Origin of the sequence: Enterobacter wuhouensis, from assembly GCF_035835995.1 — a bacterium.
GTDB classification, from domain to species: domain Bacteria; phylum Pseudomonadota; class Gammaproteobacteria; order Enterobacterales; family Enterobacteriaceae; genus Enterobacter; species Enterobacter wuhouensis.
Window position 1 is genome coordinate 181,419 of the sequence record NZ_CP142124.1, and the last position, 18,874, is coordinate 200,292.

Annotated in this window: 18 protein-coding genes; 11 read left to right on the plus strand and 7 right to left on the minus strand. The window is 55.7% G+C overall.

The window, feature by feature from the left end:
- The first annotated feature begins 72 nt into the window (after positions 1-72).
- The 6 genes from kbl to VPX56_RS00960 all read left to right on the plus strand — a co-directional run bounded on the left by kbl (position 73) and on the right by VPX56_RS00960 (position 7,239).
- Positions 73-1,269 carry a glycine C-acetyltransferase gene (kbl, locus tag VPX56_RS00935; RefSeq protein ID WP_047343728.1) on the plus strand — a complete coding sequence of 399 codons (1,197 nt, stop codon included), beginning with the start codon at positions 73-75 and terminating at the stop codon, positions 1,267-1,269.
- Positions 1,270-1,278: 9 nt separating this feature from the next.
- Positions 1,279-2,304 carry an L-threonine 3-dehydrogenase gene (gene tdh / locus VPX56_RS00940; protein WP_108417303.1) on the plus strand — a complete coding sequence of 342 codons (1,026 nt, stop codon included), beginning with the start codon at positions 1,279-1,281 and terminating at the stop codon, positions 2,302-2,304.
- Positions 2,305-2,816: 512 nt separating this feature from the next.
- Positions 2,817-4,061, plus strand: coding sequence for a phosphoethanolamine transferase (locus VPX56_RS00945; protein WP_326469339.1), 1,245 nt, complete (start codon positions 2,817-2,819; stop codon positions 4,059-4,061).
- 62 nt (positions 4,062-4,123) lie between these two features.
- Entirely contained in the window at positions 4,124-5,386 is a 1,263-nt protein-coding gene (locus VPX56_RS00950) for an O-antigen ligase family protein (protein WP_326469341.1), read from the plus strand.
- 71 nt (positions 5,387-5,457) lie between these two features.
- Positions 5,458-6,306 carry a glycosyltransferase gene (locus tag VPX56_RS00955; RefSeq protein ID WP_263611038.1) on the plus strand — a complete coding sequence of 283 codons (849 nt, stop codon included), beginning with the start codon at positions 5,458-5,460 and terminating at the stop codon, positions 6,304-6,306.
- Between the two features lie 18 nt (positions 6,307-6,324).
- Positions 6,325-7,239: a capsular polysaccharide synthesis protein gene (locus VPX56_RS00960; RefSeq protein ID WP_326469342.1), complete on the plus strand. Its 915-nt coding sequence runs from the start codon at positions 6,325-6,327 to the stop codon at positions 7,237-7,239.
- A 30-nt stretch (positions 7,240-7,269) separates the two neighbouring features.
- Here the strand turns inward: VPX56_RS00960 and VPX56_RS00965 are convergent, their stop codons facing one another.
- From VPX56_RS00965 to gpmM, 3 genes are read right to left on the minus strand one after another with little or no spacing between them, the layout of a single operon-like run.
- The gene (locus VPX56_RS00965) at positions 7,270-8,202 is read right to left on the minus strand and encodes a divergent polysaccharide deacetylase family protein (RefSeq protein ID WP_326469344.1); all 933 of its coding nucleotides are present in this window, start codon (positions 8,200-8,202) and stop codon (positions 7,270-7,272) included.
- A gap of 3 nt (positions 8,203-8,205) precedes the next feature.
- On the minus strand, positions 8,206-9,465 hold the full coding sequence (envC, locus tag VPX56_RS00970; RefSeq protein ID WP_326472190.1) for a murein hydrolase activator EnvC: 1,260 nt from the start codon (positions 9,463-9,465) through the stop codon (positions 8,206-8,208).
- Between the two features lie 33 nt (positions 9,466-9,498).
- On the minus strand, positions 9,499-11,043 hold the full coding sequence (gene gpmM / locus VPX56_RS00975; protein ID WP_263611040.1) for a 2,3-bisphosphoglycerate-independent phosphoglycerate mutase: 1,545 nt from the start codon (positions 11,041-11,043) through the stop codon (positions 9,499-9,501).
- Positions 11,044-11,291: 248 nt separating this feature from the next.
- Between gpmM and VPX56_RS00980 the strand changes: the two genes are divergently transcribed.
- The 5 genes from VPX56_RS00980 (at position 11,292) to cysE (ending at position 14,403) form a co-directional block, all read left to right on the plus strand.
- Entirely contained in the window at positions 11,292-11,723 is a 432-nt protein-coding gene (locus VPX56_RS00980; RefSeq protein ID WP_089598266.1) for a rhodanese-like domain-containing protein, read from the plus strand.
- 11 nt (positions 11,724-11,734) lie between these two features.
- Complete coding sequence (gene grxC / locus VPX56_RS00985) at positions 11,735-11,986, plus strand: glutaredoxin 3 (RefSeq protein ID WP_010426371.1); 252 nt, start codon at positions 11,735-11,737, stop codon at positions 11,984-11,986.
- A gap of 32 nt (positions 11,987-12,018) precedes the next feature.
- The gene (gene secB, locus VPX56_RS00990; protein ID WP_014068374.1) at positions 12,019-12,486 is read left to right on the plus strand and encodes a protein-export chaperone SecB; all 468 of its coding nucleotides are present in this window, start codon (positions 12,019-12,021) and stop codon (positions 12,484-12,486) included.
- On the plus strand, positions 12,486-13,505 hold the full coding sequence (gene gpsA / locus VPX56_RS00995; protein ID WP_263611041.1) for an NAD(P)H-dependent glycerol-3-phosphate dehydrogenase: 1,020 nt from the start codon (positions 12,486-12,488) through the stop codon (positions 13,503-13,505). The genes secB and gpsA overlap by 1 nt, the downstream gene beginning before the upstream one ends.
- 76 nt (positions 13,506-13,581) lie before the next feature.
- A complete protein-coding gene (gene cysE, locus VPX56_RS01000) occupies positions 13,582-14,403 on the plus strand; it encodes a serine O-acetyltransferase (protein ID WP_010426365.1) in 822 nt (273 codons plus the stop codon).
- A gap of 32 nt (positions 14,404-14,435) precedes the next feature.
- On the opposite strand, the gene trmL is transcribed toward cysE, so the two are convergent.
- From trmL to lldP, 4 genes are all read right to left on the minus strand, one after another.
- A complete protein-coding gene (gene trmL, locus VPX56_RS01005) occupies positions 14,436-14,906 on the minus strand; it encodes a tRNA (uridine(34)/cytosine(34)/5-carboxymethylaminomethyluridine(34)-2'-O)-methyltransferase TrmL (RefSeq protein ID WP_131634680.1) in 471 nt (156 codons plus the stop codon).
- Between the two features lie 77 nt (positions 14,907-14,983).
- Positions 14,984-16,171 (minus strand): FMN-dependent L-lactate dehydrogenase LldD, encoded by a 1,188-nt coding sequence (gene lldD / locus VPX56_RS01010; protein ID WP_131634681.1) that lies wholly within the window; start codon positions 16,169-16,171, stop codon positions 14,984-14,986.
- Positions 16,168-16,941, minus strand: a complete 774-nt coding sequence (gene lldR / locus VPX56_RS01015) for a transcriptional regulator LldR (protein ID WP_131634682.1) — start codon at positions 16,939-16,941, stop codon at positions 16,168-16,170. The genes lldD and lldR overlap by 4 nt, the downstream gene beginning before the upstream one ends.
- Positions 16,938-18,593 (minus strand): L-lactate permease, encoded by a 1,656-nt coding sequence (lldP, locus tag VPX56_RS01020; protein WP_131634683.1) that lies wholly within the window; start codon positions 18,591-18,593, stop codon positions 16,938-16,940. Before lldP ends, lldR begins: the two co-directional genes overlap by 4 nt.
- Positions 18,594-18,874: the final 281 nt, after the last annotated feature.

Sequence of the window (18,874 nt, forward strand, 5' to 3'; positions counted from 1 at the left end):
AATGTGTCATCTCGTCAGGAAGTATAGGTTTGGGTAATATGTGCCAAAATTTGCCGAGTCTGGAGAATTGCAATGCGTGGTGATTTTTACAAACAGTTAAACAGCGACCTCGATACCGCACGTGCGGAAGGGTTGTTCAAAGAAGAGCGTATTATCACGTCTGCTCAGCAGGCGGACATCACCGTTGCCGACGGCAGCCATGTGATCAACTTTTGTGCGAACAACTACTTAGGTCTTGCGAATCACCCTGAGCTGATTGCCGCTGCAAAAAACGGCATGGATACCCACGGTTTCGGCATGGCCTCCGTACGCTTTATCTGCGGTACGCAGGACAGCCACAAGCAGCTTGAGCAAAAGCTGGCGAGCTTCCTTGGGATGGAAGACGCGATTCTGTACTCCTCCTGCTTCGACGCCAACGGCGGTCTGTTTGAGACCCTGCTCGGCGCAGAAGATGCGATTATCTCCGACGCCCTGAACCACGCCTCCATCATCGACGGCGTGCGCCTGTGTAAAGCGAAGCGTTTCCGCTACGCCAACAACGACATGGTTGAGCTGGAAGCGCGCCTGAAAGAGGCTCGTGAAGCGGGTGCTCGCCACGTGCTGATCGCCACCGACGGCGTGTTCTCGATGGACGGCGTCATCGCCAACCTGAAGGGCGTGTGCGACCTGGCAGACAAATACGACGCGCTGGTGATGGTCGATGACTCTCACGCGGTCGGCTTTGTCGGCGAAAACGGACGCGGTTCCCACGAATACTGCGACGTGATGGGCCGCGTGGACATCATTACCGGCACGCTGGGCAAAGCGCTCGGCGGCGCGTCCGGTGGCTACACCGCCGCGCGTAAAGAGGTAGTTGAGTGGCTGCGCCAGCGCTCCCGTCCGTATCTGTTCTCCAACTCCCTGGCGCCGGCGATCGTTGCCGCCTCCATTAAGGTGCTGGAGATGGTGGAGTCCGGTGCCGAGCTGCGCGACCGCCTGTGGTCCAACGCCCGTCTGTTCCGCGAAAAAATGAGCGCTGCAGGCTTCACCCTGGCGGGTGCTGACCATGCGATCATTCCGGTGATGCTGGGCGATGCGGTTGTCGCGCAGAAATTTGCCCGCGAGCTGCAGAAAGAAGGGATTTACGTCACCGGGTTCTTCTTCCCGGTGGTGCCAAAAGGTCAGGCGCGTATCCGCACCCAGATGTCTGCGGCACATTCGCCTGAACAAATTGAGCGTGCGGTGGAAGCCTTTACCCGCATCGGCAAACAGCTGGGCGTAATTGCCTGAGGACGTGTGATGAAAGCGTTATCCAAACTGAAAGCGGAAGAAGGGATTTGGATGACCGACGTGCCGGAGCCGGAAGTCGGTCATAACGATCTGCTGATCAAAATTCGTAAAACGGCTATCTGCGGTACTGACGTTCACATCTACAACTGGGACCAGTGGTCGCAGAAAACCATTCCGGTACCGATGGTTGTCGGTCACGAATATGTCGGCGAAGTGGTGGGTATTGGCCAGGAAGTGAAAGGCTTCAAAATCGGCGACCGCGTCTCCGGTGAAGGCCACATTACCTGCGGTCACTGCCGTAACTGCCGCGGCGGACGTACTCATCTGTGCCGCAACACCGTCGGCGTGGGCGTGAACCGTCCGGGCTGCTTCGCAGAGTATCTGGTGATCCCGGCGTTCAACGCGTTCAAAATCCCGGACAATATCTCGGACGATCTGGCCTCCATCTTTGACCCGTTCGGCAACGCGGTACACACCGCGCTCTCCTTTGACCTGGTCGGTGAAGACGTACTGGTCTCCGGCGCGGGCCCGATCGGCATTATGGCGGCTGCCGTGGCGAAGCACGTGGGTGCGCGCAACGTGGTGATCACCGACGTAAACGAGTACCGCCTGTCGCTGGCGCGCAAAATGGGCGTGACCCGCGCGGTGGATGTCTCCAAAGAGAGCCTGACCGACGTGATGGAAGAGCTGGGCATGACCGAAGGCTTCGACGTGGGTCTGGAGATGTCCGGCGCGCCGCCGGCGTTCCGCACCATGCTCGACACTATGAACCACGGTGGCCGTATCGCAATGCTGGGTATTCCGCCGTCGGATATGTCTATCGACTGGAACAAAGTCATCTTCAAAGGGCTGTTCATCAAGGGCATTTATGGACGCGAGATGTTCGAGACCTGGTACAAGATGGCGGCGCTGATCCAGTCCGGTCTGGATCTGTCGCCAATTATCACTCATCGCTTCTCTATCGATGAGTTCCAGCAGGGCTTTGACGCGATGCGTTCGGGGCAGTCTGGAAAAGTCATCCTGAGCTGGGACTAATCTGCTTCAGGGCACCCGTTTTTAGGGGTGCCCTTACATTTTTAGCGGTTTGACTTTCCCGGGGTTACTTGTTAACTTTTGGCGAAATTTCCCCCACACTGTCTTCTCCATACGTTCATTTATGTTGTCTTAATGATTACGTCAGGAAAGATGTTTGCCAGACTAATCAGGTCATTATGTCCACACTGCTGTCGCAAAAGTTGGTGAGTACCCCGTCACGTATTATCGCCTTTTTAACGGTGGTAATTTCCCTGCTAATAGTCATTGGCGTTAATATTATAAATGCCAAATATAATGCGGTCATTAACCGTACGCTGGTGTTTTTCCTGATCGTAATGACGTTAAAATGCATTAATAATAAATTAATCAGAAATACTCTGGCGGCTGTTTTATTAATTCCCGTCGCGGCAGATATTACTCTGCAGTTATATGCCTGGAATAATTTTAATTCGTCGTTTAGCTATGGATTTGCGCTAAGTGTACTAAATACCACTCCAGGTGAAGCGAGTTCGATGCTTGGGCTGTACTGGCGCGATTGCCTGACGTTCATCGCTCTCTCCGCGTTTTTCATCTATACCGCGAATACGGGCAGTTGGCCGATTGCGCCGCGTTTTCGTCGCTGGCCAGCCATCGCGCTTGCGGTGACGCTGCTGGCTTTTTATGGCCAGGCTTTGCAGCATCAGCTCAGGAAAAGCAGCGTTGAAAGCCTGGCGCAGCGCGTGGTTCAGGCCACACCCGTCAGCACGGCAAAGGTCTTTATGCAGGCCATCGAAGATAATGCCGTCGTCGCCAACATCGGCAACAATATTCCTGATTACAAACTCACCCTGACGGATACCGGGATTGAGAACTATGTGCTGATCGTCGGCGAGTCCGAGCGCACGGCAAATATGGGTATCTACGGCTATCATCGCGATACGACGCCAGAGCTGGAGAAACAAAAATCGCAGCTTCTGCTGTTCCGTAACGCCGTCACTCCGGCTCCGGTCACCATTATGGCCGTTCCTTTAGCCCTGACCGCCGATACCGTGGGTGCACGCGATCCGCGTAAATATAGCGATAACGTCATTAACATCGCCAATAAAGCGGGATTCGAAACCTACTGGTTTAGCCGCCAGGGTAAAGGCGGGGCGCATAATAACGTCATTACCGGCATAGCCTTGAACACCAAAGAGCACGAGTGGCTGGACGGCGGCTATGATGAAGACCTGCTGCCTTTGCTCCAGAATGCGCTTAAAGCGCCGGGCAAAAAATTGATCGTCCTGCACCTGTACGGCAGCCACGAGCCCTCCTGCCGGCGTTTCCCTGCCGATCGGGCGGTTTTGCACGGTGATAACGAAGCCGATGACTGCTATGACAACTCCGTTCGCTACACCGACGCGCTGATGGGCAAGATGTTTGGCATGCTGGAGAGTTCACGCTCGTCGGTCATGTATTTCTCCGACCACGGCCTGGTCCGCGACCCGCAGCGTGCTGTGGTTTACTCCCACGGAAATGTTAATCCTCCGCGAGAAGCCCTGCATATCCCCATGTTTATCTGGTACGGAAATCAGGTTGATGCGGGTAAGAAAACCACCGGGGACTATAATACCGTCTGGTCTGCGGATGATGTAAACACGCTCGCCGAGCTGTGGCTTGGGATCCACCGTCAGGGCGAACCCGTGCAATCGGTTCATTCCTGGCTTGCCGGTTACAATAAGGACGTGTCCGTGCTGGACACTACAGGAAAGTCCTATGACTGGCGTAATATTCGTTAACACAGGTGCGATAAACTTGCTTTTAGCAGTGTGCTAGCCTGCTTTGCCTTTCAGTAAATGGAATGATGATGATTAGTGTAGAACGAAATAAGCTTAAATTTGCGTTGTTGCAATTACTCTTTGGACTGTGCGCACTGGCTTTTGGATGCGTTATTGTCTCACCTAACTTATCCGCAAAAATTATGGGCGCAGCAGGTGTGACTGCATTAGTGGTTTTCCTGCTGGATATTAAAAATTTCAGAAAAAATGATGTGTTCTGGCTGTGCCTGGTTCTGTTGGTGATAGGTATCTGCGATCTGGTCTGGTACAGAATGTATAAGGCTGAGACTGCGGCGATAAATTCTTATCGTGCATACCTGGAGGTAGGGAAAATCTGCCTGTTTGGCGCCTTCTCCCTCTTCGTCTTTGTGAACAGAAATGAGCTAAAAATAGGCAATAATAAGATCCACCTGCTGCTGGCGGCTGTCCTGCAGGTCATGATTCTTATCTATGCAGGCTATCAGCATTTCTTCCTTGAAAGCAGAAGAGTAACGCTCGCCCTTACCGGCGGCACTGACGCGACGGGGGCCGCCTATACGGTCGCCTTTATCTCGTTCTATACGATTTTGGTTCTGCAGCACAGCTCCACCAGGTGGAAAGAGTTTTTAATTCTGGGCCATTTTTTCACCACTTTCCTGGTGCTTGTCACCACAGAAACGCGGGCAGCGATTCTGACCTATCCGATCATTTTCTTTGGTCTGCTGGTCGTTAAGCTCTACAAAGAGAAACATATTCCCTGGAAAGGCGTTGCTGTATTCATCGTGGCGCTGATCGTCGGCGTATTCATGATGAAAGACAGCTTGATTCAACGGTATAACGACCTGAATCGCGATATTGTTGCCTACGATAAAGATAACAGTTCGACGTCAGTAGGCGCTCGTTTTGCGATGTGGGAGACGGGCCTGGCAGCAGCAAAAGATAATTACCTGTGGCAGTCAACGGATGAGCGAAACGCAAAAATCAGGGAAGTGGTAAAAAAAGAGCCAAGCCTTGCCGGTGCACTCGCGCATATTCGCGGCCACCTGCATAACGAAGTGGTTGAAACGCTCTCCTTAAAAGGTCCGTCAGGATTAGTACTGTATATCCTGTTTATTATCTCGCTTGCCTGGTATGCGTTAAAAAAACGAAAAAGCGTTATTCTTTTTGCATTCCTTGTCTCATTAATTATGTTTGGACTCAGCGGCGTAATGTTCTATTCAAAAACAACGCCGGTCGCCTGGATGCTGACGCTGATAATGTCGGTTGTTTTCCTGGAGCAGAACAGACACCGCGCGGTCATTAAGTAATCGTTTTGATTCTCCACCGGGAAAACGGTATTCTCCCGGTGGAGAAATACCCTTCACCAGACGAGCACGCCATGAACGACCTAATCTCAGTAATCATCACCACCTATAACAGAGAGGACCTGCTGGAACGTGCAGTGCGTTCAGTTATTGCCCAGACCTATCCTGCGGTAGAATTGGTGATTGTTGATGATTGTTCTAACGAAAAAACGTCACAGCTGATTGAGCGTATGCGGGCGGAGTGTGAAGCGCGATTTGTGCATTTTACCTACGAGCGCAATGAAAAGAACAGCGGGTCTAACTTCAGCCGCAACCGGGGCTATGCGCTCTCGCACGGGAAGTTTGTGACAGGTCTGGACGATGACGACTATTTCCTGCCCGAACGCCTGACAAAGCTCGCGGAACGCTACGATGACAAATTCGCTTTCGTCACGGATACGCCCGCCAGGCTGGATAAAACCCACCGCACCTATCCCGACACGGATGATAAAAGAATCATCGAGCTGCAGGACGTGTTGTGTGAAAACGTGGTGGGTAATCAGGTGCTGACAACCAAAGAGAAGCTGTTGGGCGTGGGGGGATTTTCGCCTGAAATCAAACAGCAGCAGGATCGCGATGTCTGGATTAAGCTAATCCTGAAATATGGTCCCGGTATTAAATACAGCTTCAGCACCGCCATGGTAGATGCTGAACACGGCAGCAACCGCATTACGTCACAGGTTAAAAAATATAACGCGTATCGAAAGCTTTATTTTAAATATCGCCAGCATATGACTGACGTTACGCGCAGTAATAATCTGTTCCAGCTCATGTCGTTTCGGGGTTTTAAATCGACGCGGATGAATTGCCTGCTGCGCGGCCACAAAAAAGATGCCAAGTTAAAAATGAAGCTGTTTCGCCGTACGTTAAAAGAGCTGTTCTGAGTGTGAGAAGGTGAAATAATGAATCTCAATGTAACGAATAAGCTCATCAAGAAAACCCGTCGCTGGCACAAAAAAACGGGTTTTGCTCTTTTTCAGCGCGCAGCCGCGCATTTTGAGCAGAAGAAAAAAGAGACTATTTTTAGCGTTATTGATGGCCTGCAGCTTCAGCCTGAAGAAGCAGGCTCTGCGGAACCCGCACAGTCGCGTATTATCTGGATCTGCTGGTTCCAGGGGCTGGAGAGCGCGCCTGAGCTGGTGAAGCGTTGCATTGCGTCGGTACAGAACAACGCGCCTGATGCGCAAGTCATTATCCTGACGGATGAGAATATTCCCGACTATCTTGCGTTGCCTGAGCATATTAAAACCAAGTATCAGGCAGGGCTGATTAGCAAGGCACAGTATTCCGACATTGTACGCTGCTCGCTGTTGTATCAGTACGGCGGGATTTGGATGGATGCCACCGTATTTCTGACCAGGCCGGTACCGGAATCGTTCTACCAGCGTACCTTCTCATCATTGCGTTTTGATGTAGCCGAAAATGCGCTGAGCCAGGGTTACTGGACAGCCTATTTTCTTGCGGCTCAAAAGGGAAATGCCCTGGTGAAGCTGGTGCGGGATATCCTGTATCGCTACTGGCAGCACCATGACGCGCTGATTGAGTATTTCCTGATTGATTACAGCTTTTTGTATGCGCGCGAGAGATATCCTCAGTTCCGGCAGATCATGGATATGCAGCCGGTTACCGGAAACAACCGCTTTTTGATTCGACAGTTTATCTCCTCGAAGCCGGACGTAACGGCCATGACGGCGCTAAATCAAGATCCGGTGGGAATTTATAAGCTGTCGCATAAAGAACAATACCGCACCTCAGACAGCGGCCAGCCAACGGTTTACAGCAAAATCCTGGACGGTTCCTTCTCTCTTAAGTCATAAAAAAGCCACCCTTAAGGTGGCTTTTTAGCGTCAGGCTTTTTTACCCCATCCCTGCCACTGATTCTGGACGTACTTCACCAGCGTGCTTTCACCGATGCTCTCCCCAATAACCGAGAAGAAGCGGGTCGCGTAGACCGGCTCAAGCGGCTGCTTCGGCAAGCAGCGCTTCACGCCGCGGAACGGATTGCGCGGTGTTGAAGGTGTGGGCTGCCCCGAGTTTGGCGTTGAGGTATCCACCTGCGGTTCGTTCAGCAGATCGCTCGGGCGCACCAGCGTGATATCGGAAGGCAAGGTCGGCAGCATCTGCTGAAGCACGCGCACCGTTGAAGGATGCGGGTGGCCGATAGCAATTGCTGAACCGTTGCGCCGGGCCAGCTGTACCGCGCGGTTGAACTGGAACCGGATATCCGCTTCATTCTGCGTATCATCCAGGAACACCTTGCGCTTAATCACCTTCACGCCCGTTCCCTGCGCGGCGCGCATGGCCTGGCTGTTGCCGATGGTCACGCTGTCGAGAAAATAGAGGTTGTAGCGCTCAAGCGACTGCATCACTTTGAGCATGCCATACAGGCTGGACGTCATCGCGCTGCCCATATGGTTATTCAGACCCACGGCATAGGGCACTTTGTTGTAGGCCTCGCGGATGATGCGATCGATCTCATCGCTGCTCATCTCCGGGCGAAGGGTATCTTTTTCCAGCGGCTGCTTGCTGATGGGCGCCATGGGCAGGTGGATCAGCACCTGATGGCCGCTGTTATGGGCTTTGGTCGCCATCTCACGCGCGTGTGGCGCATTGGGAAGAACAGCGACTGAGATGGCTGACGGCATCGCCAGCACCTGATTTTCGTAGTGTGGACGATAACCGAAGTCATCAATCACGATGGCGAGTTTGCCTGCGTATACCGGCGCAGCCAGCGCCAGTACGCTGGCGACGGAGAGAACAATTCGACGAAATTGAAGCAAAACTTATCTTCCCAACCACGGCTGTGGATTGACCGCCTGACCCTGGCGACGAATTTCGAAATAGAGTGAAGGGCGGCCCTGACCGCCACTGCTGCCCACAAGGGCGATGGGTTGGCCCGCGCGCACCTGCGTGCCGACGCTGACCAGCGCGCTCTGGTTGTAGCCGTAAAGGCTCATGTCGCCTTTACCGTGTTCAACCACCACCACAAGCCCGTAACCCTGCAGCCAGTCGGCCAGGATCACGCGGCCATCAGCGATGGCTTTCACTTCGCTACCTTCAGACGCACCGATAACGATCCCTTTCCAACGTAGCTCACCCTGCAGCTGTTCGCCATAGCGATGCAGAATTGAACCGCGAACCGGCCAGTAGGCCTGACCGCGAGGTGAGCCCAGGCCGCCGGTACGCGACATTAACGAGCGCTCGCTTTCGCTGGGTTTGTAGGTGGTGCCTTTACGGGAGGCTTCCTGCTGCTTGTTGCGAACCGCCTGCGCCTCACGCGCCTCTTTTTCGGCACGCGCTTTCGCCGCCGCTTCGGCGCGGGCGATGCTGTTACGCAGTTTTGATTCGTTTGCCCGCATTTCGCTCAGCTGGCTTTGTCCTGCCTGAATAGAGGACTCCAGTCCGGCGAGGGTTTTCTTACGCTCGTTGCGTGCCTGCTCCAGCTTCGCCTGCTGGGCCTGCCGATCGTAAAGCAGCGTCTGCTGCTGGCTCTGCTTCTCTTCCAGCTCGGCTTTTTGGGTGGTGACTTCCTCGCGCGTCTGCTTCAGCTGCGCGATCGTCTCCTGGCGCGCCTGGTTCAGATAGCCGAAGTAGGCCTGCAGACGCTGGCCGCGCTGGCTCTCTTCACCGCTGAGGATCAGCTGAAGTCCGGTATGTTCACCCTGACGAAACGCGGCATCAAGCTGCGCGGCAAGGGTGCGCTCCTGCGCATCACGCTGGCGTTCCAGTTTGGCAATCGACGCGTTCATTTCGTCGATCTGTTTATTCAACTGGGCGAGGGTGTCTTGCGTTTCACGGAGCTTGCGCGCGGCGGCGGAAATGGCTTCTTCCTGCTGCTTGAGCTGAGCGAGGAGTGAGGAGCGCTGCTGCTGCTGCTGGCGTACCGCGCGCTCTTTGGCGGCGATATCGGCCTGAATGGATTTGAGCTGGTCGCGATCGTCCGCGTGGGCGGATGTGGCGCACAGCAATACGCCAGCGCTGAGCGCGCTGGCGTAAAACAGAGGTCTGACTGATAACCTAAGCGGCTTCACGACCCATGTGATTGAAAAAATCGCCTTTCCCCTCATGGGGAGCGATTATTCCACGATGAACAGCGGCTTACCAGTCATCTCTTCAGGGATCGGCATACCCATCAGCGTCAGCATGGTTGGCGCGATGTCGGAAAGCTTGCCGCCTTCCACTGCTTTCAGTGACTTATCACCCACATAAATCAGCGGAACGGGCAGGTTAGTGTGCGCGGTGTGCGCCTGACCGGTCGCCGGGTCGCGCATTTGCTCTGCGTTACCGTGGTCAGCGGTGATCAGCAGCTGGCCGCCAACGGATTCAACGGCTTTGGCAACCTGCTCAACGCAGTGATCCAGCGCTTCAACCGCTTTAACCGCCGCTTCCATCACGCCGGTATGGCCAACCATATCGCCGTTCGGGTAGTTACAGATGATGGTGTCGTACTTGCCGCTTTCGATGGCTGCAACCAGCTTTTCAGTCAATTCTGCAGAGCTCATTTCTGGCTGCAGATCGTAGGTGGCGACTTTCGGGGAGTTAATCAGGATGCGGTCTTCACCTTTGAACGGCTCTTCAACGCCGCCGTTAAAGAAGAAGGTGACGTGCGCGTACTTCTCGGTTTCAGAGATACGCAGCTGCGTTTTGTCGTTCTTCGCCATCCACTCGCCGAAGGTGTTTGCCAGCGAGGCTGGTGGGTAGGCGCAAGGCGCTTTAATGTCTGCGGCGTATTCGGTCAGCTGGATAAAGTCGAGGCTCACCACTTTCTTACGGGCGAAACCGTCGAAATCGCTGTTCACGAAGGCGCGGGTGATTTCACGCGCGCGGTCAGCACGGAAGTTCATGAAGATCAGCGCGTCGCCATCTTCCATCGCGGCATCGGCCTGGCCTTCAGCGCGAATAACGGACGCCTTAACAAATTCGTCGTTTTCATCACGTGCATAAGCGGCTTCCAGCGCTTCAACGGCGGTCGCGAACTGGAACTCACCTTTGGCAAGGGTCATCAGGTCATAGGCCTGTTCTACGCGATCCCAGCGGTTGTCGCGATCCATCGCGTAGTAACGACCAATGATTGAGGCCACGCGGCCCTTGCCCAGTGCGGCAAATTTATCTTCGAACGCTTTCAGCGAGCCTTCTGCGCTGCGCGGTGGCGTATCGCGACCGTCCAGGAACGCGTGCAGATAGATTTTCTCTGCGCCACGTTCCGCTGCCAGCTCAACCATCGCCATGATGTGATCTTCATGGCTATGAACGCCGCCAGCAGAGAGCAGGCCCATGATGTGTACCGCTTTACCTGCGACAACGGCTTTATCCACTGCGCCAGACAGCACCGGGTTGGAGAAGAACGTACGTTCTTTAATTTCAACGTCCAGACGGGTCAGATCCTGATACACGATACGGCCCGCGCCCAGGTTAACGTGACCGACTTCGGAGTTGCCCATCTGGCGGTCCGGCAGCCCCACTTCCAGGCCAGACGCGTCAATCAGGGTATGGGGACGTTTTGCCCACAGCGCATCCATGACCGGGGTTTTGGCGTTGAAAATGGCGTTATCCTGTTGATCTTCGCGGTAGCCATAGCCATCCAGAATCACCAGTACCATAGGTTTTTTAGAAACCGACATTGCGACAACCTCATGCTCAAGAGACAAAAAATTTGCGTAATTTTACTACAGCTGAATCGATCAAATAGCCGCAGAAGATCAAAGAATACGTAGGGGCAACGCTCTTCACCGACTATTTTCAGGCTTTTTTTTCGTGGCATGCCGCAGAAAATGGATTAGCTTATTGTCGCTGGCTGTATTTGCCACAACGCACAGGTATACTCCTGTCCTGGTTTTTTTAATCACTTAGTCGGGAGTTGTTACCCCCCATGCAAGAAATTATGCAATTTGTTAGCCGCCACCCGGTTCTGAGCATCGCGTGGATTGGCCTGCTGGCCGCTGTGCTGTTCACCACCTTTAAGGGATTGACGTCTAAAATTAAGGTGATCACCCGTGGTGAAGCGACGCGTTTGATCAACAAAGAAGACGCCGTTGTTGTCGATCTGCGCCAGCGCGACGATTTCCGCAAAGGCCACATTGCAGGTTCTATTAACCTGCTGCCTGCTGAAATCAAAGCGAACAACATTGGTGAACTGGAAAAACATAAAGCCCAGCCGATCATCGTTGTTGACGGCACCGGTATGCAGGCGCAGGAATCTGCCAACGCACTGCATAAAGCAGGCTTCGAAAACGTAACGGTACTGAAAGAAGGCATTTCCGGCTGGAGCGGGGAAAATCTTCCTTTGGTTCGCGGTAAATAAGGAGTTGAGTGATGGCCAATATTGAGATCTACACCAAAGCAACCTGTCCGTTCTGCCACCGTGCGAAAGCGCTGCTGAACAGTAAAGGCGTCACCTTCCAGGAACTGCCGATCGATGGTGATGCGATTAAACGCGAAGAGATGATCCAACGTAGTGGTCGCACAACGGTTCCGCAGATTTTTATTGATGCGCAGCACATTGGCGGCTGTGATGACTTGTATGCGCTCGACGCCCGTGGCGGACTCGATCCGCTGCTGAGCTAAGAGACTTTAGGACAATTAAAAAGGGTTTTTCCATGTCAGAACAAAACAACACCGAAATGACTTTCCAGATCCAGCGCATCTACACCAAGGATGTCTCTTTCGAAGCGCCAAATGCGCCACACGTTTTCCAGAAAGATTGGCAGCCAGAGGTTAAACTTGATCTTGATACCGCATCCACCCAGCTGGCGGATGACGTGTATGAAGTCGTACTGCGTGTGACCGTTACCGCGTCTCTGGGCGAAGAAACTGCATTCCTGTGCGAAGTACAGCAGGGCGGTATCTTCTCCGTTGGCGGTATCGAAGGCAACCAGATGGCGCATTGCCTGGGCGCATATTGCCCGAACATTCTGTTCCCGTATGCGCGTGAGTGCATCACCAGCCTGGTATCTCGCGGTACATTCCCGCAGCTGAACCTTGCGCCAGTTAACTTCGATGCGCTGTTCATGAACTATCTGCAGCAGCAGGCTGGCGAAGGTGCCGAACAACATCAGGATGCCTGATGAGCACTGTTAATGCGTCAATGACTGTGATCGGTGCCGGCTCTTACGGCACCGCTCTTGCTATCACGCTGGCAAGAAATGGTCACGACGTGGTCCTGTGGGGCCACGATCCCAAACATATCGCGACGTTGCAACACGACCGCTGCAACGTGGCGTTCCTCCCGGACGTTCCGTTCCCGGACTCTCTGCATCTGGAAAGCGACCTCGCAACCGCCCTGGCGGCCAGCCGCAACATTCTGATTGTGGTGCCAAGCCATGTCTTTGGCGAAGTCCTGCGTCAGATAAAGCCGCTGATGCGTTCTGATGCACGCATTGTCTGGGCAACGAAAGGCCTTGAAGCGGAAACTGGACGGCTGCTGCAGGACGTTGCCCGCGAAGCGCTGGGGGATGAGATCCCGCTGGCGGTCATCTCCGGCCCGACCTTTGCCAAAGAGCTGGCCGCTGGCCTGCCGACGGCGATTTCGCTGGCCTCCACCGATCAGGCCTTCTCCGACGATCTTCAGCAGCTGCTGCACTGCGGCAAAAGCTTCCGCGTCTACAGCAACCCCGATTTCATCGGCGTGCAGCTGGGCGGGGCGGTGAAGAACGTGATTGCCATCGGTGCCGGGATGTCTGACGGCATCGGTTTTGGTGCGAACGCGCGTACTGCGCTGATCACGCGTGGCCTGACCGAAATGTCGCGCCTGGGCGAAGCGCTGGGCGCCGATCCTGCCACCTTTATGGGCATGGCGGGGCTGGGCGATCTGGTGCTGACCTGTACCGACAACCAGTCGCGTAACCGCCGTTTTGGCATGATGCTCGGACAGGGCAGCGATGTGCAAGGCGCGCAGGAGAAGATTGGCCAGGTGGTTGAAGGCTACCGCAATACCAAAGAAGTTCGCGAGTTGGCGCACCGTTTTGGTGTCGAAATGCCAATAACCGAGGAAATTTATCAGGTATTGTATTGCGGAAAAAATGCGCGCGAGGCAGCATTGACCTTATTAGGTCGTGCGCGCAAGGACGAGCGCAGCAGCAACTAGCCGGGAACTATCGTCACCTGAATGACCCAGCCAGCGCAGAACTGGCTGGTCATTATACTATCGTCTGGAGCAAGCAATGCCGTGTGAAGAACTGGATATCGTCTGGAACAATATAAAAGCCGAAGCTCGGGCTTTGGCCGACTGCGAGCCTATGCTGGCCAGTTTCTATCACGCGACGCTACTCAAGCACGAAGACCTCGGCAGCGCCCTGAGCTACATGCTCGCTAACAAGCTGGCCTCCTCGATCATGCCCGCCATTGCCATTCGTGAAGTGGTGGAAGAGGCCTATGCCGCTGACCCGGAAATGATCGCCTCTGCCGCCTGTGATATCCAGGCCGTGCGTACGCGTGACCCGGCGGTCGATAAATATTCGACGCCGCTGCTGTATCTGAAAGGCTTCCACGCGCTCCAGGCTTACCGCATCGGCCACTGGTTATGGAATGAGGGCCGCCGCGCGCTGGCGATCTTCCTGCAAAATCAGGTGTCCGTTACCTTCCAGGTCGATATTCACCCGGCGGCGAAAATTGGCCGTGGGATCATGCTCGACCACGCCACCGGCATTGTGGTCGGTGAAACCGCGGTGATTGAAGATGACGTCTCGATCCTGCAGTCTGTCACCCTGGGCGGTACCGGTAAAACCAGCGGCGATCGCCATCCGAAAATTCGTGAAGGGGTGATGATTGGAGCGGGTGCCAAGATCCTCGGTAACATCGAGGTAGGGCGTGGGGCGAAGATTGGTGCGGGTTCGGTGGTCTTACAGCCTGTTCCGCCACATACCACCGCCGCTGGCGTACCGGCACGCATTGTCGGCAAGCCAGACAGCGATAAACCGTCTATGGATATGGATCAGCACTTCAACGGCATCCACCATACGTTTGAGTACGGTGACGGTATCTGAGAAAACGCCCGGTGGCGCTGCGCTTACCGGGCCTACCTTAAAAGCGCACCGGGATAACCCAACTGGCGCCAGGCTTCATACACCACTACCGACACCGCGTTCGACAGGTTCATGCTGCGGCTGTCCGGCATCATCGGAATACGAATTTTCTGTTCAGCAGGCAGGGCATCCAGAATCGAGGCTGGCAGGCCGCGCGTTTCAGGGCCAAACATCAGATAGTCACCTGCCTGATAGCTCACGGCGCTATGCGCTGGCGTGCCTTTGGTGGTCAGGGCGAACATGCGCTGCGGCTTTTCGGCATCGAGAAACGCAGCGTAATCGTGATGGCGAACCACGGCGGTAAATTCATGATAATCCAGCCCCGCGCGGCGCAGGCGTTTGTCGTCCCACGCAAAGCCCATCGGCTCAATGATATGCAGACGAAAGCCGGTGTTGGCACACAGGCGGATAATATTGCCGGTATTCGGTGGGATCTCTGGTTCGAATAAAACGATGTTAAGCATGCTGCCCCCTTAATTTCGGGGGCAGAATAGCATCCCCTCTCCCCTTTGGGGAGAGGGCTAGGGTGATGGGAAGCTCCTTAAGCCGCGTCGCCCTGCGACAGCGGTGCCAGCGCGGCAGGCAGCTTGCGCAGCTCCTGCACCAGTGAATCCTGGCTGATTTCGCTAATCGACTTCGCGCCGGTCAGGGTCATCGCCACCTTCATCTCTTTCTCGATCAGGTTCAGCAGATTAGCGACCCCGGCCTGTCCGTGGGTTGCCAGCGCGTACAGGTACGCACGTCCCAGCAGCACGCTGTCTGCGCCCAGGGCGATCATACGCACTACGTCCAGCCCGTTGCGGATGCCGCTGTCGGCCAGAATCGCGATGTCCCCTTTCACTGCATCTGCGATGGCAGGCAGCGCGCGCGCAGAAGAGAGCACGCCGTCAAGCTGACGTCCGCCGTGGTTAGAGACGACGATCCCGTCCGCGCCGAAGCGCACTGCATCGCGGGCATCTTCCGGATCGAGGATCCCCTTGATCACCATCGGCCCATCCCAGAATTCGCGGATCCACTCCAGGTCTTTCCACGAGATGGACGGATCGAAGTTGTTCGCCAGCCAGCCGATGTAATCTTCAAGCCCGGTCGGTTTGCCGAGATAGGCAGAAATGTTGCCCAGATCGTGCGGACGACCGTTTACGCCGACGTCCCATGCCCACTGCGGGTGAGTAACCGCCTGCCAGTAGCGGCGCAGGGCGGCATTCGGGCCGCTCATGCCGGAGTGCGCATCACGGTAGCGCGCGCCCGGCGTTGGCATATCCACGGTAAAGACCAGCGTCGAGCAGCCCGCCGCTTTGGCGCGCTCAAGGGCGTTACGCATAAAGCCGCGATCGCGCAGGACGTATAGCTGGAACCACATCGGGCGCTTGATGGTCGGGGCGACCTCCTCGATTGGGCAGACGGACACGGTAGAAAGCGTAAACGGAATGCCTTTGGCGTCCGCCGCCGCCGCCGCCTGGACTTCACCACGGCGGGCATACATGCCGCATAGGCCGACGGGTGCAAGCGCCACCGGCATGGAGAGTGTCTCATTGAACAGCTTTGTTTCAAGGCTCAGGTCAGACATATTCTTCAGCACGCGCTGGCGCAGGGCGACATCCGACAAATCTTCCACGTTGCGGCGCAGGGTATGTTCGGCATAGGCCCCGCCGTCAATATAGTGGAACAGGAACGGCGGCAAAATGCGCTGCGCCGCGGCGCGATAGTCACTGGCTGCTGAAATAATCATGCTTTGTTCTCCCTGGAAATATCACTCTCGCCGGGCAAGCGGGTAATGCGCGCCTGTCGGGCCTGATCTTCATCGAATCGTTTAATGGTGGTGTGCACGAAGCCGAGATGCGCCATCATCGCCTTGCGCGCGGCTTCGGCATCTCCGGCAAGAATGGCGTTGAGCACCGCCTCGTGCTGTTCGGTTAGCTGGGCGAAAACCGGCGGAACCAGATACATGCGCTGTCGGCTCTGCTTCACGGAGGATTGCAGCAGGTCGAAGAACCCGCGCATGGTTTGAAGGAGCACCACGTTGTGCGACGCTTCGGCAATCGCCAGATGGAAACGCACGTCCGCCTGAGAGGCGATGTCCGGGTCGCTGCTCTGCGTGGCTTCAAAACACGCTTTGAGCTTCTCTTTGTCGGCCTCGGTTGCCCGCATCGCCGCGTGCCAGGCGGTGCTGGTTTCGATGGCGTGGCGCGCTTCAAGAATGTCGAAGCTGTAGTCCGGGTCGTTTTCCATCAGCGTTTTCAGCGGCTGGACGATATTTTGCTCGGACCAGTCGTCATGCTGCCAGCGCACGAAAGTACCGCCGCCGCGACGGCTCAGCAGCACTCCTTCGCTGACCAGCGTCGCCAGCGCTTCGCGCAGTGAATTACGCGACACGCCAAGCAGGGCGGCAAGCTGGCGTTCGGCGGGCAATTTCATGCCCGCCTCCAGCTGTTGTTCTTCAATCAGCGCCCGCACGCGAGTGGCAATCTCGTCGGACAGGCGTCTGGGCATCACTATCATGGAATCATCCAGGTTAAGACATAGGCCTGCAGGGTAGTGATCACCCCCACCATGCAGGTGAATATCAGGCTGTGTTTAACGGTAAAGCGGAACAGGTCAGACTCTTTCCCCACCAGCCCTACCGCCGCACAGGCAATGGCGATGGACTGCGGAGAGATCATCTTCCCGGTCACGCCGCCGGTGGTGTTCGCCGCGACCAGCAGCACGTCCGACACGCCAATCTGCTGCGCCGCCGTCGCCTGCAGGGCGGCAAACAGGGCGTTCGATGAGGTATCAGAACCGGTCAGGAATACCCCCAGCCAGCCGAGGAACGGCGAGAAGAAGGTAAACGCGTGCCCGGTGTGCGCCAGCGCTAACGCCAGCGTCGACGACAGGCCGGAGTAGTTCGAGATAAACGCGAACGCCAGCACCATGCCGATGGAGTAGATCGGCAGCAACAGCTCTTTAATCGTCGCCGCAAAGGTCTGCACCGCGGCGGCAGGCTTCATGCGCAGCCACACCACGGAAAGGATAGCGGCAAACAGAATCGCCGTGCCGGTGGCGGAGAACCAGTCGAACTTGAACACCGCCGCATACGGCGTGGCGTCGTGTACGACCGGCGGCATACGGGCAACCATCTTGTCGAGGAACGGCACGGAAATGTTAACCACCATGTCGTAAAGCGCGCCGCCCGGAGCGAACAGCGCTTTAAACGGCGGAATGCTCCACAGCGTCACGGTGGCGGTCAGGAACAGGAACGGTGACCAGGCGCGGACGATTTGCCCGGCGGTATAGCCGGTGCGGGCGAGGGTCTGATCCACGTGCGACGCGCCCATATCGGCAAAGCGGAAGATGCGCACCGGCTGCCAGCGTTTCAGGAAAAGCGTCAGGCAGACCAGTGATACCAGGGATGAAATAATGTCCGGCAGTTCCGGGCCGAGGAAGTTTGAACTCAGGTACTGGGCAATGGCGAACGAACCGCCCGCCACCATCACCGCAGGCCACGTCTCCTTCACGCCGCGCCAGCCGTCCATAATCGCCATGATCCAGAACAGCACGATGATGGTCAGGAACGGCAGCTGGCGGCCCACCATCTGGCCGATCTCAAAGCTGTCCAGCCCGGTCACCTGTCCGGCCACCAGAATCGGGATCCCCATCGCGCCGAAGGCGACCGGCGCGGTATTCACAATCAGGCACAGGCCGGCGGCATACAGCGGGTTAAAGCCCAGCCCGACCAGCAGCGCGGCGGTGATCGCCACCGGTGCGCCGAAACCTGCCGCTCCTTCCAGGAACGCCCCGAAGGAGAAGCCGACGATCAGCATCTGCAGGCGCTGGTCCGGCGTGATGGAGAGAATCGACGAGCGAATAATGTCGAACTGCCCGGTTTTCACCGAGATTTTATAGACAAAGACGGCGGCGATGATGATCCACGCAATCGGCCACAGGCCGTAGAAGAAGCCATACACGACGGAGGCCAGCGCGCGATCGACCGGCATTTTGTAAAAGAACAGCGCCACCATCAGCGCAATGGCAACGGTATACGTCGCGGCAAGGTAGCCCTTCAGCTTGAGCTTAATCAGCGCAAAGAAGAAGAACAGGATCGGAAGCGATGCGATCAGGCTTGATAGCCAGATATTTCCGGCCGGATCGTAGTTTTGTTGCCAGAGGCTCATGCAGGTCTCCTGGGGACCACACGGTCTGAATAGCGGGTGAGTCTGCGCTCATCTCTGCGTCACAGTCTGTGTAAAAGTGGTCCTGCCAATATTGTGATGTAGGGTTAATGACAATGAATGGTTAACCAAATGTTATGGGTGAGCAATGATTTTGTGAGCGAAAATAATGGAAGTGTGAACCAGGAAAGGGTTGGCTGAGTGATTGGTTGGGCCAATTTTATTCGTCAGAAAAAAATGGCGATACCTCAGGGATATCGCCATTGTCAGGATTAACGCTATTG